The organism is Pseudomonas sp. YA1 (assembly GCF_058680555.1).
Window position 1 is genome coordinate 113,007 of record NZ_JBZWBG010000014.1, and the last position, 14,313, is coordinate 127,319.

Consider the following 14,313-nt stretch of genomic DNA (forward strand, 5'->3'; position numbering starts at 1 on the left):
TTTCGCCCTTTACTCGCCTGAGTATCCATTCATCAGGGCCCTACATGAACAACAAGACGATCCCGGTCACCAGCCCGCTGCTGCCGCCCCTGGAAGAGTTCATCCCCTACCTGGAAAAGATCTGGGAGAGCCGTTTCCTGACCAACGGGGGCGACATGCACCATGCGTTGGAAGAGGCCCTGTGCGAGTACCTGGGGGTGAAGCACATCGTGCTCTTCGCCAACGCCACCCTGGCGCTCATCACCGCGCTGCAGGCATTGCGGGTGACCGGCGAGGTGATCACCACGCCGTACTCCTTCGTCGCCACCAGCCACGCGCTGCTGTGGAACGGGCTCAAGCCGATCTTCGTGGACATCGACCAGGACTCCATGAATCTCGACCCGTCGCGGATCGAGGCGGCGATCACCCCGCAGACCACCGCGATCCTGCCGGTGCATTGCTACGGCAACCCCTGCGATGTCGAGGCGATCCAGCGGATCGCCGATATCCACCACCTGAAGGTGATCTACGATGCCGCGCATGCCTTCGCCGTGCGCGACGCCGGCGGCAGCGTACTGCGCCACGGCGACCTGAGCATCCTCAGCTTCCATGCCACCAAGGTGTTCAACACCTTCGAGGGCGGTGCGATCATCTGCTCGGACGAAAACACCCGGCAACGCCTCAACCACCTTAAGAATTTCGGCTTCGTCGACGAGGTCACGGTGGTCATGCCCGGCATCAACGGCAAGCTCAACGAGGTCGGCGCTGCCTTCGGGCTGCTGCAACTCAAGCACGTCGACCAGGCCCTGGAGCAGCGCAGGGAGATCGCCGAGCGCTATCGGCGCCTGCTGGCCGGAGTCCCTGGCATCCAGTGCCTCCGGCCTGGTACCCAGACCTTCGCCAACAACGCCTATTTCCCGATCCTGGTGGAAGACGATTTTCCGCTTTCGCGCGACGAGCTGTACCAGCGCCTGCGCGACAGGGATGTGCTGGTGCGGCGCTACTTCTACCCACTCATCAGCGACTTCCCCATGTACCATTCGCTGCCCTCGGCGGCGCCCGCCAATCTTCCGGTGGCGCGGTCGATTTCCTCGCGGGTGCTGTGCCTGCCGATCTATCCCGGGCTGGCCGCCGCAGACGTCGAGTTCGTCGCCGGCCTGATCGCTTCCGCCGCCATGCCGCGGCGGCGGGCATCAAGTTGAGCCCGTCGCGACCGATAACAGAATGAACAACCGCCTCACTCAGGTAGACAAGAAATGAGCCAAGCAAAATTCATCGAAGACTTCCTTTCCGCCACCGATTTCCAGAATCCCGTCGAGGTCAGCATGGACACCCAGCTCGAAGACCTGCCGGAATGGGACTCGCTGGCCGCGCTCGGGGTCATCGTCATGTTCGACATGGAATACGGCAAGACCATCACCGGCGAAGACCTGATCAAGGCCCGCACGGTGGGCGACCTCTACCAGATGCTCGGACTCTGACCATGGCCACATCCACGCTGAAGAACGTCCGTTTCGCCGGGATGGCGACCTGCGTCCCCAAGCGCGTTATCTCCAACCTGACCGACTGCAAGCCGCAGCTGCGCGCCGAGCGCGAACGCCTGGTGCGCAACATCGGCATCGAGACGCGGCGCATGGCGCAGGAGTGGCAGTGCTTCTCCGACCTGGCCTTCGACGCCGCCGAGCGCCTGCTGGAAAGCCTGGAGTGGAAGCGCGAGGAGGTCGATGCGCTGATCGTCGTGACCCAGTCTCCCGACTACCTGGCGCCGGCTACCGCGATCATCCTCCAGGACCGCCTGGGGCTGCCGCATTCCACCGTGGCCTTCGACGTCAACCTGGGTTGCTCGGCCTATCCGTTCGCCCTCAACCTGCTGGGTTCGCTGATTGCCGCCGGCGGGGTGAAGAAGGGCCTTGTGCTGGTCGGCGACCGCGGCGCCAGTGTCAACGATCCGATCTTCTCCGACGCGGGCACCGCGACGGCGCTGGAGTTCTGCGAAGGCGCGCCGCCGATGCATTTCGACCTGAACAGCGACGGCAGCGGCTACAAGGCCATCATCCTGCCGGTGGGCGGCCATCGCGAACCGGTCGGCGTGCAGCACCTGATGCCGTTCCGCGAGGACGAGAACGACCATTGGCACCGTGCCATCGACCTGCAGCTCGACGGCACCGCCGTGCTCAGCTTCTCCACCCAGCGCGTACCGCCGGCGGTGGAAAAGCTGCTCGACTATGCCGGTGCGAGCAAGGACGAAGTGGACTACTTCGTTTTCCACCAGGCCAACCGGATGATCAACGAGACCATCCGCAAGAAGCTCGGCCTGCCGGTAGAGAAGGTGCCTTCGACCCTGCGCGACTTCGGCAACACCAGCGGCGCCTCCCTGCCGGTGACCATGACCGCGCGGATCAACCGGGAACTCGAGGCCGGCCGCAATCGCGTGTTGCTCTGCGGCTTCGGTATCGGCCTGTCCTGGGGTACCTGCCTGGTGGATATCGAAGGGGCGAAGTTCCCCGACCTGATCGAATCCTGAGAGCCTTGAACGCGGAATCAGCCAAGTGAACGACGAGACTTCCTTCAATCCCTTCAGCCTGTCGGGCAGGCGCATCCTGGTCACCGGCGCCAGCTCCGGCCTGGGCCTGGCCATCGCGCAGAGCTGCGCGCGGATGGGCGCCGAGCTGATCGTTACCGGACGTGACCAGACCCGCCTGGATGGATGCCTGACAACCTTGCAGTCGATCTCGGAGCTGCCGCACCGTGCTGTCCAGGCCGATCTTCGGGTAGCCGAGGAGCGCGCTGCGGTGGTAGCGGCTGTCGACAGCGAAATCCATGGACTGGTGCATAGCGCCGGTATTTCCCGTCTGTGTCCAGTGCGGATGATGACCGAAGCGCACTTGCATGAAGTCCAGTCGATCAATGTCGACTCGCCGATGCTGCTTACCCAGGCGTTGCTCAAGCGCAACCTGGTAGCGCCCGGCGGTTCGATCCTGTTCATCGCTTCCATCGCCGCCCACATCGGGGTTGCCGGAGTGGGGGCATACTCGGGAACCAAGGCCGCTCTGATCGCCATGTCCCGCTGCCTGGCCATGGAAGTGGTGAAGCGCAACATCCGGGTTAACTGCCTGTCTCCATCACTGGTGGAAACACCGCTTCTGGATGCAGCCACCCAGACGGTCGGTTCGATGGACGGTCAACGCAGCAACCACCCGATGGGCTTCGGCAAGCCCGAGGATATCGCCAACGCCGCTATCTTCATGCTTTCCGATGCCAGCCGCTGGGTGACCGGCACGACCCTGGTGATGGACGGCGGCCTGACCATCAGTTGAGGACGATGCAATGAAGAGGATCATCATCCTCGGCGCCGGTGGGTTGGGGCGTCAGGTGCTGGCCCAGCTGCAGGTCGACTACGGTCACGGCATCGACTGGGTGATCGGCGGGTTTCTCGACGAGCGCGGCCCCGACGCGGTCGCGGAGTCGCTCTACTACCCGTGGCTCGGGTATCCGGAGAGCTTCGTCGCGGAGCCTGACCAACTGTTCGTCGCCGCGGTCGGCGATCCGCTCAGTCGCCAGAAGCAGGTCGCATGCCTGCTGGCGAAGGGCGCCGAGTTCGTCGCTATCCGCACCCGCTGCACCCTTGGCGTGCGGACCAGCTACGGCCCGACCTTCTTCGGCTACGACGTGAGCAGCGGCGTGGACTGCCGTATCGGCGCCTACGGTTTCATCGACCAGCAAACCATGCTCGGCCACGACGTGGTCATCGGCGACTATGTACACATCGGCCCGCGCTGCCTGCTGGCCGGCTACGTGAAGGTGGGCGATCGTGCGGTGATCAACTCCGGGGCGATGATCGCCCGCGACGTCAGTATCGGCGAAGACGCCGTGGTGGGCATGGGCGCGGTGGTGTTCAAGGACGTGGCGGCCGGACAGACCGTGGTCGGCAATCCGGCCCGGGTTATTTTCAGCAAGTGAAGGTTGTGGATGTGGACATGACTCGCCATGCGCTGGACGCAGCGCACTACACCGAGCCGCAGACGCTCGCGCTGGAGCGCGAAAGGCTGTTCGGCAGGCTCTGGATCTTCGTCGGCTTCAGTTCGATGGTGCGCGAGCGCAACCAGTTCTTCACCCGCAAGATCGCCGGCGTGCCGGTCGTGGTGCAGCGTACCGAGTCCGGCATCCGGGCCTTTCTCAACCAGTGTCCGCATCGTCTGTCGGCCATCCAGACCGAATGCACCGGCCAGCGACCGCTGGTCTGCCCGTACCATGCCTGGTCGTTCGGCGCCGAGGGGCAGCTACAGGGCATTCCGAACTCCAGTCTGTACCAGTTCAGCGCCGAGGAGCGGGCGCGGATCGGCTTGCGCAAGCTGCACCTGGAAGAGGTGGGGCAACTGCTGTTCGTCAACCTGGCGGACGACCCGCTGCCGCTGCGCGAGCAGTTCGACGATGGATTCCTGGAAACCTTGCGGGAGGTCTCCTCGCACCTGGATACGCGGCTGATCTACAGCTGCCACAAGGTGCGCTACAACTGGAAGCTGAACATGGAGAACGTGAAGGACTACAACCATGTTCCTTTCGTCCATCCGAAGACCTTCCTCCCGGTGATGACCGCCCCGGTGCGCGGTCTGGCACGCGAGGCTGCGGTGCCATCCGAGGTGCTGCGCCTGCTGCAGGAAGGCGAAACGCCGGAGCTGCGTTCGCTGAGCTTCCCCACCAAGGCGCCGATCCAGCCCTACAAGAGCTGGTTCTCCGACCTCTGTGAGGGCTACGGCGACGAGCACGCCTACTACAACTGGTTCATCTACCCGAACGTGAACTTCTGCAGCGTCCGTGGCGAGCACTTCCTGCTCCAGCAGTACGATCCGGTGGCACCCGGCGAGACCGACTACCACCTGTGGATGATGACTGCTCGGCGCAAGGATCCGAAGACCGATTTCAGCGCTTTGCTGAGCACCCTGATTCGCGGCGAGCGTAACGTGATCGGCGAGGACACCCTGGTCCTGGAACGCCTCCAGGAGGGGCTGGGCGCACATTCGCCGCCGTTCATGCACGGCGACTACGAGGTGCAGCTGGTGCGCCAGCACCTGTGGTATCGCGCGCAGGTACTGGGGGAGAGGGCATGAAGCAGGCGATCATCGTCGGGGAAGGGCGCGCGCTCGAACGGGCGGACAGTACTGCGCGGGAACGGGGACTGGAACACCGGGTCCTGGAGCTGAATGCTGCGGATCGACACAACTTCGATATTGCGCCTCTGCTCGAACGCTACCCCGCTGCGGAAAGCGAAGTATTCGTGGCGCTGGACGAGCGGGCGGTGAACTACGCCCGCCACAAGCTCATCGCGGATATCCGCCTGGCGGGCTACCGGCTATTCGATATCGTCTCGCCTCAGGCCATCGTCGGCGAAGGCGTGCGACTGCTGGGCAACGTGTTCGTCGGCGCCGGTTGCGTGCTCGCCGGTCCTGCCCGCATCGGCACTGGCAGTTGGCTGGAGCTGCAGGTCCTGGTGGAGGAGGACTGCCGGGTCGGAACCTGTAGCACGCTGCTCGCTGGCGTGCAGTTGGGACGGCGAGTGGAGATCGGCCAGGGCAGCACGCTGGGTGCGGGCAGCGTCGCGCTCGCCGACTCCCGGGTGGGGCGACACTGCGAATGGTTGTTGCCGGGCAGGCTTCCCCGGGAACTGCCCAATTACTCCTTTTACGATGAACTCATGCCCGATGGGGCACGCATCCTATGAGCGGGGAGCTGTCGATGATGGCGGGAAACGAGGTGACGCAGGCGGACTTCCTTTCGCGATGCGAACGGAGCGGATATCTATTGGTGCTGGTGCCTAGTTCCTATCTTGGAGGGGTGTTCCGCTCACAGGTGGTTGCCGGTTTGTCACAGCGTCTGCCTGGGGTTCGCCTGATTGCTGTGGACGATGTGCTTTTCGCCAGCAATAGCGTTCCCGATGGTTTCGACCAGGTGATTCCTACCGCCCAGTTGAAGGAACCATGCCACGCAGGGAAACCCGCGGTGAATTGTGCCTATTCGCTGCCTACCTGGCTGACGCTGGATCACCTGGCGAAGACTGCGCAATGCATCACCCTCGATCTGCCCGAGCTTCTCTACCTGCTGGATATTCCTTTGGTCTACCAGACCGGCGCGCTGACTCGCGAATTGGCGATGCAGCATCACGCCGAGTTCGTCTCGCTGCGCGAGCGCCTGGCCGACGAGCGAAGCCGGAAGACCCTGGAAGCCATCATGCGCCTGCGTTTGGACGGCAACCGCGCTGCGTTGCTGGACGTGTTGTGTCCGGGAGAGCAGGAATACTTTTCCCTGTACCGGGGCCCCGAGCATCCGATCGTCTTGCGAAGCGACGAGCATTACGTGGATATCGGTGCCTACGATGGCGATACGGTGAAGAAGTTCATGCTGGCGGCTCGTCATGAATATGCTTCGATCCATGCCTTCGAGCCCGATCCGGCGAATTACCGGCTCATGCATGCGTCGCTTGCTGGAAGTGTCGGTCTCCATCTGCATAACCAGGCGGTGTCCGATACCGGCGGCCATCTCGCATTCGCAGCCCACGGCACCATGGGAAGCAGGGTCGAGATAGACGGCACCGTGCAGGTGCCGTGCGTGCGGCTCGACGATGTCCTCGATGTCATGACCTTGCTGAAAATGGATGTGGAAGGCCATGAGGCACGGGTTCTGCGGGGGGCCGCGCGGCTGATCGACGAGTGCCGGCCGCGCATGGCCATCACCTGTTACCACCATGTGCAGGACCTGCTGGACATCGTCGCCGCGATCGACGGGATCGCTGCGGGAGCCCGGCTGCGCCTGCGCCATTACTCGCTGTATTTCTACGACACGATCCTCTATGTCGACTGGCCCGATGCTCTCCGTGAAGGGCGCTGACGCGCTCGTCGGAGCAGATGCTCCGCCGCGGGGCGTCGAGACCGGGAGCGACGACACGAAGGGCCATGGCCCGGCCCTTCCGATCACCATGCGCTGCACCAATTACTCAGGAATGGCTCAATGAGCGCGAACGTTCGTGTCAGCATCGTCATGCCGACCTACAAGCTGGAGTACTTCGAGGACGCCCTCGACAGCGTACTCGGGCAGACCTATCCGGCCCTGGAGCTGATCATTTGCGACGACAGCAGCGACGAGCGGATCGCTACGCTGGTCGAGCAGAAGCGCGCCTCCGCGGCGTTCCCGATCCGCTACTTCCGTAACGAGACGCGCCTCGGCGAGCTGGGCAGCACGGCTAAAGGCATCCGCCTGGCGGAGGGCGAGTACGTCAAGTTTCTCCACGACGACGACGTGTTGCTTCCCGAGTGCGTCGAGGCGTTGGTGGGAGCGATGGAGCGCGAGCCGAACGTGGTCCTGGCCTCGTCGCGGCGGTTGCGTATCGACGAGGAAGGGCAGCCGCTGCCGGACATCCTGGCGACCTGCTTCCCGTTCGCTGGCGACGTCCTGATCGACGGTCGCGAGCTGGTCTCGTTCCTCGCCGACCACACCATCAACTTCATCGGTGAACCCAGTTGCCTGATGGCCCGGCGCGATGCGCTGCTGCAGATCTGCGAGCGCCTGATGATGCTCAACGGCCGGGCCATCGACTGGATCGGCGACCTGGCCATGTGTGCGCAGTTGCTACAGCGTGGCGACCTGGCGTTCCTGTCGCGGCCGCTGACCCGTTTCCGCGTCTCCCGCCAGCAGTTCAGCCAGATCGGGCGCGACCAGCCCGGTATCGGCGAGCAGGGCCATGCCGACTTCCGCCTGGCTATCCGCGAACTGGGTTGGTATCGCCAGGCCGCCGACAACCGCTTCGTCCGGGTGGCACCGATCACCCGCCTGGACGCCCGTGTCTTCAAGCCGGTCAACCTGCTCGCCGCGCTGAGGCGGGCGGCGGGCTTCGGTAGCGTCACGCTGTCGACCTGGCTGGAGGCGCGGCGGCCGGATGCGGTGCAGAAGGTGCTGATCGATCGATTCCTGCAGGAGCAGGGTGGTGGGCCGCGCTTCGCGGTGCTGGTGCTCGATGCCCACGGCGATACCGAGGCCGTGGAGCGCACCCTGCAGAGCCTGGAACACGTCAATTCGTATCCACGTGTCGAGAGCCACCTGTTCGCGCCGCTGGGCACGAGTCCGCGGAACGGAGCGATGCTCTTCGATCCAGAGGCGGGGCCGGTGCCGACGATCAACCAGGCGCTTGCCCGGCTTGATACCGACTGGTTGCTCCTGGTCGAGGCGGGCGTCGAATTCACTGTCAGCGGCCTGCTGGTGGCGGCGCTGGACCTGCTGGCGGCACCGGAAAGCTGCCAGGCGGTGTACGCCGACGAACTCATGCGCCTGGATGACGGCGAGCTGGGCGCGGCGTTGCGCCCGGACCTGAATCTCGACCTCCTGCTCAGTTTCCCCACCGGCCTGTCCCGGCACTGGTTGTTCCGTCGCGAGCCGCTGCTTGCCACGGGCGGATTCGACGAGACCGCCGGCGAGGCTTTCGAGCTGGCCTACCAGTTGCGTCTCGTCGAGCAGCAGGGCCTGGGCTGTATCGGACACATCAGCGAGCCACTGCTGTCTGGCCAAGCGCTGCGTCTGCAGGACAGCGCCGCCGAGCGTGCGGCTATCGAAGGCCACCTGCGCGCCCGTGGCTACGCGCAGGCAACAGTCGGAAGCCGGCTGCCGGGGCGCTACGAGCTGGACTACGGCCACGCCGGGCAACCGCCGGTCAGCATCCTGGTGCTGGCCGGGGAGCGCCTGGCGCAGCTCCAGCGTTGCGTAGAAACCGTGCTGGAGAATACCGCCTATCCCAACTACGAGATCCTTCTGCTGGAACAGGGTGGCGAAGCGGCCGACGTTCGCGAATGGCTGCTCGCCGTCGAAGGCATGGGTGTCGAGCAGGTGCGGGTGCTGCGAGGCGATGGGCAGTTGTCCCGTGGGGCTCTGCGCAACCTGGCGGCGTCCCGGGCGCGCGGCGAATTCCTGCTCTGGCTCGATGCCGGCAGCGGCATCCTCGACAAGGACTGGCTGCAGCAGTTACTCAACCATGGCCAGCGTCCGGAAGTCGGCGCGGTAGGCGCCAAGCTCCTGGCGGCGGACGGACGGGTCTGCCACGCCGGCTGGCTGCTCGGCTTGTGCGGACCGGCTGGGCGGGCCTTCGAAGGGCGTTCGCACGAGGACGCCGGTTACCTGCAGCGCCTGCAGGTGGACCAGAACTACTCGGCGGTGGCTGGCGAATGCCTGTTGATGCGCCGCGAGTTGTTCCTCGAATTGGGCGGTTTCGACGAGGCGCTGACGCGCTGGGACGATGTCGACATCTGCCTGCGGGCGGTCCAGGCGGGCTACCTGAACGTATGGACGCCGCGCGCGCGGCTGTTGCTAGATGCGCCTGCCACGACGGCGGCGAGCGTCGAGGAAGAAGATGCGCTGTACGCGCGCTGGCTACCATTGTTGGCGCGCGATCCCGCCTATAACCCGGGCTTTTCGTTGCAGGCCGAAGGCGGTTTCAAGCTGGCCGACCCGCAGCTGGCCTGGCGCCCGTTGCAGGGGTGGCGGCCCTTGCCCACTGTCCTGGCGCACCCCGCCGACCTGTTCGGCTGCGGCCATTACCGGGTGATCCAGCCGTTCAGCGCGTTGCGCGAGTCGGCATCCATCGATGGCGCGCTGTCGATCGGCCTGATGCACGTGGCCGATCTGGAGCGCTACGACCCGGACGTACTGGTGCTGCAGCGCCAGGTCGGCGAGGAGCGTCTCGAGGCCATGCGGCGGATGCAGGCGTTCTCGCGGGCCTTCAAGGTCTACGAGCTGGACGACTATCTGCCCAACGTGCCCCTCAAGAGCGCCCATCGCCAGCACCTGCCGAAGGACATCCTGCGCACGTTGCGTCGCGGGCTGGGTTACGTCGACCGCTTCGTGGTGTCGACGCCGGCCCTGGCAGAGGCCTTCGCCGGTTTCCACCCGGATATCCGGGTGATCGAGAACCGCCTGCCGGTGGGGTGGTGGCAGGGGTTGCGGGCGCAGCGGCGGCGTGGCGAGCGGCCACGTGTCGGTTGGGCGGGCGGCTCGAGCCATACCGGCGACCTGGAACTGATCGCCGACGTGGTCCGGGAGCTGGCCGACGAAGTCGACTGGGTGTTCTTCGGCATGTGCCCGCCGTCCATCCGTCCCTTCGTCAGGGAAGTGCATGCGGGGGTGCCTATCGAACGCTATCCGCGGGCATTGGCGGCTCTCGATCTCGACCTGGCGCTGGCGCCGGTGGAGCAGAACCTGTTCAACGAGTGCAAGAGCAATCTGCGCCTGCTGGAATACGGCGCCTGCGGTTTCCCGGTGGTCTGCAGCGACGTGCGCTGCTACCAGGACGATCTGCCGGTGACGCGGGTGAAGAACCGTTTCCGCGACTGGGTGGACGCGATCCGCATGCATACCCGCGACCTGGATGCCGCGGCCAGGGCAGGGGATCACCTGCGCGAACGGGTGCTGGCGGATTGGATGCTCGACGGCGAGCGTTTGCGCGCCTGGTATCGTGCCTGGATGCCGGACTGAGCGGCCGGCGGGGCTTTCCGTCGCGCTGTCCGCAGCGCTTGGGAGGCCTTGCGCGAACCCCTCCGACGGGGACGATGCATGAAAAACGAGGATGGTCAAAAAAAAACCTAAAGCTCCCCAGGGAAGCGCCGATAAAGATCACGAATGCGAACTTTAGGGGTGCCTGGGCGATGCCCACCCGAGGTCGCAAGCTCAGGCAAACATATCGTCCTTGGAGGGCATCAAGATGGCCTTGACCGTCAACACCAACATCGCTTCGCTGAACACTCAGCGGAACCTGAACAACTCTTCCGCGTCGCTGAACACTTCGCTGCAGCGTCTGTCCACCGGTTCGCGCATCAACAGCGCCAAGGACGACGCCGCCGGCCTGCAGATCGCCAACCGTCTGACCAGCCAGGTCAACGGCCTGAACGTGGCTACCAAGAACGCCAACGATGGTATCTCCCTGGCGCAGACCGCTGAAGGCGCCCTGCAGCAGTCGACCAACATCCTGCAGCGTATGCGTGACCTGTCCCTGCAGTCGGCCAACGGCTCCAACAGCGACTCCGAGCGTACCGCTCTGAATGGCGAAGTGAAGCAACTGCAGAAAGAACTGGATCGTATCAGCAACACCACCACCTTCGGTGGCCGCAAGCTGCTCGACGGTTCCTTCGGCGTCGCCAGCTTCCAGGTGGGTTCGGCCGCCAACGAAATCATCAGCGTCGGCATCGACGAGATGAGCGCAGAGTCGCTGAACGGCACCTACTTCACGGCTACTGGCGGCGGTGCGGTCGCTGCTGCAACCGCTTCGGGCACCGTCGACATCGCGATCGGCATCACTGGCGGCAGCGCCGTGAACGTCAAGGTCGACATGAAGGGCAACGAAACCGCCGAGCAGGCGGCTGCCAAGATCGCCGCTGCGGTCAACGACGCCAACGTCGGCATCGGTGCCTTCACCGACGGCGCGCAGATCAGCTACGTGTCCAAGGCTAGTGCGGATGGTACTACCAGTGCGGTTTCCGGCGTAGCCATCACCGACACCGGCAGCACCGGCGCAGGCACCGCGGCAGGCACCACGACGTTCACCGAGGCTAACGACACCGTCGCCAAGATCGACATCTCCACCGCGAAGGGCGCTCAGTCCGCCGTGCTGGTGATCGACGAGGCGATCAAGCAGATCGACGCCCAGCGTGCCGACCTCGGTGCGGTGCAGAACCGCTTCGACAACACCATCAACAACCTGAAGAACATCGGTGAGAACGTATCGGCTGCTCGCGGCCGGATCGAAGACACCGACTTCGCAGCCGAAACCGCCAACCTGACCAAGAACCAAGTGCTGCAACAAGCCGGCACCGCGATCCTGGCCCAGGCCAACCAGCTGCCGCAGTCGGTTCTGAGCCTGCTGCGCTAAGCTTCGGCGAGGTCAAGGTGAAGTCACGAGGGGGAGCGCTGGCGCGCTTCCCCTCGTATCTCATTGAGAGGTAGCGACGATGGACGTCAGCAATGTCAACAATTCGACGGCTGCTCCGGTAATCCGGCTGTTCGGCTCGGCGTCTTCTTCCGATGGCGCACGCCCGGCCGGCCAGGCCGGCGAGGCGGCCGCCAGCGCAAGCGCGCAACGGACGGGCGACGTCAGGATGGGCGACAAGGAGCAACGCGCTGCGGTCGAGGAGGCGGTTTCCTCCATCGAGAAGTTCACCCAGAGCATCCGCCGTGATCTGAGTTTCAGCCTGGACGACTCCACGGGGCGGGTAGTGGTCAAGGTGACCGATTCGACTTCCGGAGAAGTCATCCGGCAAATCCCTTCCGAAGAGGCCCTGCGCCTGGCAGAGCGACTGGACGAAGCGCGCAGCCTGCTGTTCAAGGCGGAAGCCTGAGCGGAATTGGCACGTCTTTTGACTGTCTGTTGGAATTGGAAGGACAAAGCGTCAATGAGCTGACGAGGTGAAGCAAGATGGCGAACAGTACGACGATCAACGGCTACAACTCGGGCCTTGATATCAAGAACATCGTTTCCACCCTGGTGGCGGCCGAGAAGGCGCCGAAGGAGGCGCAGCTCAAGCGCCTGGAAAGCGACACCACCGCCAAGTTCACCGGCATCGGCCAGCTCAAGAGCGCGATCTCCGACCTGCAGACCATCCTCAAGGAGCTGAACAAGCCCGAGCTGTTCCAGAAGCGCTCGGCGAGCACCAGCGACGAGAAGTTCGCCACCGCCACCGCCACCAAGGACGCCCTGCCGGGTATCTACAAGCTCGAAGTGACCCAGCTGGCCAGCGTCAGCAAGGTGGCCACCGCGTCGTTTGCCGATGGCTACAAGACCACTTCCGGTGGCACCCTGACCATCAAGCAGGGCGCCGACGATGCCGGCGTCACGGTAAACGTCGCGGCGGGCGCGACCCTCGCCGAAGTGCGCGACTCGCTCAACGCGCAGCTGAAGGACAAGGGCATCAGCGCCAACATCGTCAACAACCCTGGAGACGGAACCTCGCGACTGGTCTTCACCGGCAAGGATTCCGGCGCCGGCAAGGACGTGTTCGTCCAGGGCAGTTCCGGCCTGGAGAACTTCAACATCGGCAGCGTCGGCGCCGATGGCAAGCTGACCCTGTCCCAGTTGGACGGTACTTCCTCCAGCAGCAGCGGCTACATCACCCAGGCCAGGAACGCCAAGTTCAGCATCGACGGCCTGACCCTGGAAAGCCCGACCAATACGGTCGACAAGGTCATCAACGGCGTCACCTTCGAGCTGAAGACGGTCACCGACACCAACAAGCCGATCACCATCTCGGTCGAGCAGGACCGTGGCGGCGTCAAGGACAACATCAAGAAGTTCGTCGAGGCCTACAACAAGCTGGTCGGCGTGACTTCGGAACTGACCGGCGTGACCAAGGTGGGCGACGACAAGGCTCCCGTGGTCGGTGCCTTGGTCGGTGACAGCAGCGTGCGCAACCTGCTCACCACCATGCGCAACGAGATGGTCCAGCCGGGGCAAGGTACCGATGTCCGCATGCTCGCCGACATGGGTATCACCACCAAGAAAGACGGCACCCTGGAGATCGACGACAAGAAACTCGACAAGGTTCTGAAGGACAAGTTCGAGTCGGTTTCCGCTCTGTTCACCGGCGATACCGGCCTGATGAAGCGTCTCGACGACAAGCTCACGCCTTACACCCAGACCGGCGGTGTGCTCCAGCAGCGCCTGGATGGATTGCAGGACACCATCAAGTCGGTGGATACCCAGCGCCAAGCGCTCGATCGCCGGGTCGAGCAGTTACAGGATCGTTTGCTCAAGCAGTTCACCGCCATGGACCAGTTGATCGGCCAGCTCAACCAGACCAGCGGACGCATGGCCCAGGCTCTTAGCAGCCTGCCTGGCCTTGTGAAGAAAAGCTGATGTCGCGTCCTATCGATACCTACCGGCAGGTAGGCAGCGCACAGGACGTCCCGCCCTACCAGGTGGTCAAGCTGCTGCTGGACGGCGCGCTCGAACGCATCGCCCTGGCCCGGCGCGCGGTGCTGGAGCGCAACCCGGCGCTGCGCGGCGAAGCGGTAGGCACCACGTTGTCGATCATCGGCGCCTTGCAGGCTGGCCTCGATCACCAGCAGGGCGGCGAGATAGCCGGCAATCTGGATGCGTTGTACGACTACATGACCCGCCGCCTGGCTGGTGTCGCGCTGGACGACACACCGCGTCCGCTGGACGAGGTCGAGGCGCTGCTGGGCCAGATCAAGCAGGCCTGGGATGCCATTGGCAGCGCTGAAGAGCAGGGCGAAGACAACGAACGGCGCTAAAGAATCGCGGTAGCCGACCGATATAGAGCGTATCAGTCACCGAACAAGGCAACCGTC

Annotated in this window: 13 protein-coding genes; all 13 read left to right on the plus strand. The window is 64.4% G+C overall.

The window, feature by feature from the left end; translation table 11 throughout:
* Window positions 1-44 precede the first annotated feature (44 nt).
* The 13 genes from AC4OR5_RS20670 to fliS all read left to right on the plus strand — a co-directional run bounded on the left by AC4OR5_RS20670 (window position 45) and on the right by fliS (window position 14,256).
* Entirely contained in the window at window positions 45-1,181 is a 1,137-nt protein-coding gene (locus AC4OR5_RS20670; protein ID WP_003086416.1) for a DegT/DnrJ/EryC1/StrS family aminotransferase, read from the plus strand.
* 54 nt (window positions 1,182-1,235) lie between these two features.
* Window positions 1,236-1,460: an acyl carrier protein gene (locus AC4OR5_RS20675; RefSeq protein ID WP_003086419.1), complete on the plus strand. Its 225-nt coding sequence runs from the start codon at window positions 1,236-1,238 to the stop codon at window positions 1,458-1,460.
* Between the two features lie 2 nt (window positions 1,461-1,462).
* On the plus strand, window positions 1,463-2,503 hold the full coding sequence (locus tag AC4OR5_RS20680) for a ketoacyl-ACP synthase III (RefSeq protein WP_003086420.1): 1,041 nt from the start codon (window positions 1,463-1,465) through the stop codon (window positions 2,501-2,503).
* Between the two features lie 25 nt (window positions 2,504-2,528).
* Window positions 2,529-3,296: an SDR family NAD(P)-dependent oxidoreductase gene (locus AC4OR5_RS20685; RefSeq protein WP_003086422.1), complete on the plus strand. Its 768-nt coding sequence runs from the start codon at window positions 2,529-2,531 to the stop codon at window positions 3,294-3,296.
* 10 nt (window positions 3,297-3,306) lie between these two features.
* Window positions 3,307-3,939, plus strand: a complete 633-nt coding sequence (locus AC4OR5_RS20690; RefSeq protein ID WP_003086423.1) for an acetyltransferase — start codon at window positions 3,307-3,309, stop codon at window positions 3,937-3,939.
* Window positions 3,940-3,956: 17 nt separating this feature from the next.
* Window positions 3,957-5,087 (plus strand): aromatic ring-hydroxylating oxygenase subunit alpha, encoded by a 1,131-nt coding sequence (locus tag AC4OR5_RS20695; RefSeq protein ID WP_003158206.1) that lies wholly within the window; start codon window positions 3,957-3,959, stop codon window positions 5,085-5,087.
* A complete protein-coding gene (locus AC4OR5_RS20700) occupies window positions 5,084-5,698 on the plus strand; it encodes an LbetaH domain-containing protein (RefSeq protein WP_058159963.1) in 615 nt (204 codons plus the stop codon). The genes AC4OR5_RS20695 and AC4OR5_RS20700 overlap by 4 nt, the downstream gene beginning before the upstream one ends.
* Entirely contained in the window at window positions 5,695-6,861 is a 1,167-nt protein-coding gene (locus AC4OR5_RS20705) for an FkbM family methyltransferase (RefSeq protein ID WP_077446981.1), read from the plus strand. Before AC4OR5_RS20700 ends, AC4OR5_RS20705 begins: the two co-directional genes overlap by 4 nt.
* Window positions 6,862-6,981: 120 nt before the next feature.
* Window positions 6,982-10,488, plus strand: a complete 3,507-nt coding sequence (locus AC4OR5_RS20710) for a glycosyltransferase (protein WP_058159964.1) — start codon at window positions 6,982-6,984, stop codon at window positions 10,486-10,488.
* A gap of 226 nt (window positions 10,489-10,714) precedes the next feature.
* Window positions 10,715-11,878 carry a flagellin gene (locus AC4OR5_RS20715; protein WP_015503344.1) on the plus strand — a complete coding sequence of 388 codons (1,164 nt, stop codon included), beginning with the start codon at window positions 10,715-10,717 and terminating at the stop codon, window positions 11,876-11,878.
* A 79-nt stretch (window positions 11,879-11,957) separates the two neighbouring features.
* Entirely contained in the window at window positions 11,958-12,344 is a 387-nt protein-coding gene (locus AC4OR5_RS20720) for a flagellar protein FlaG (protein ID WP_003086436.1), read from the plus strand.
* A gap of 77 nt (window positions 12,345-12,421) precedes the next feature.
* Entirely contained in the window at window positions 12,422-13,858 is a 1,437-nt protein-coding gene (gene fliD / locus AC4OR5_RS20725) for a flagellar filament capping protein FliD (protein WP_003086438.1), read from the plus strand.
* A complete protein-coding gene (fliS, locus tag AC4OR5_RS20730; protein ID WP_058159965.1) occupies window positions 13,858-14,256 on the plus strand; it encodes a flagellar export chaperone FliS in 399 nt (132 codons plus the stop codon). Before fliD ends, fliS begins: the two co-directional genes overlap by 1 nt.
* Window positions 14,257-14,313 lie beyond the last annotated feature (57 nt).

Coding starts and splice junctions, on each gene's coding strand:
- AC4OR5_RS20670 (WP_003086416.1), top strand. CDS start 45: ATGAACAACAAGACGATCCCGGTCACCAGCCCGCTGCTGCCGCCCCTG.
- AC4OR5_RS20675 (WP_003086419.1), top strand. CDS start 1,236: ATGAGCCAAGCAAAATTCATCGAAGACTTCCTTTCCGCCACCGATTTC.
- AC4OR5_RS20680 (WP_003086420.1), top strand. CDS start 1,463: ATGGCCACATCCACGCTGAAGAACGTCCGTTTCGCCGGGATGGCGACC.
- AC4OR5_RS20690 (WP_003086423.1), top strand. CDS start 3,307: ATGAAGAGGATCATCATCCTCGGCGCCGGTGGGTTGGGGCGTCAGGTG.
- AC4OR5_RS20695 (WP_003158206.1), top strand. CDS start 3,957: ATGACTCGCCATGCGCTGGACGCAGCGCACTACACCGAGCCGCAGACG.
- AC4OR5_RS20700 (WP_058159963.1), top strand. CDS start 5,084: ATGAAGCAGGCGATCATCGTCGGGGAAGGGCGCGCGCTCGAACGGGCG.
- AC4OR5_RS20705 (WP_077446981.1), top strand. CDS start 5,695: ATGAGCGGGGAGCTGTCGATGATGGCGGGAAACGAGGTGACGCAGGCG.
- AC4OR5_RS20710 (WP_058159964.1), top strand. CDS start 6,982: ATGAGCGCGAACGTTCGTGTCAGCATCGTCATGCCGACCTACAAGCTG.
- AC4OR5_RS20715 (WP_015503344.1), top strand. CDS start 10,715: ATGGCCTTGACCGTCAACACCAACATCGCTTCGCTGAACACTCAGCGG.
- AC4OR5_RS20720 (WP_003086436.1), top strand. CDS start 11,958: ATGGACGTCAGCAATGTCAACAATTCGACGGCTGCTCCGGTAATCCGG.
- fliD (WP_003086438.1), top strand. CDS start 12,422: ATGGCGAACAGTACGACGATCAACGGCTACAACTCGGGCCTTGATATC.
- fliS (WP_058159965.1), top strand. CDS start 13,858: ATGTCGCGTCCTATCGATACCTACCGGCAGGTAGGCAGCGCACAGGAC.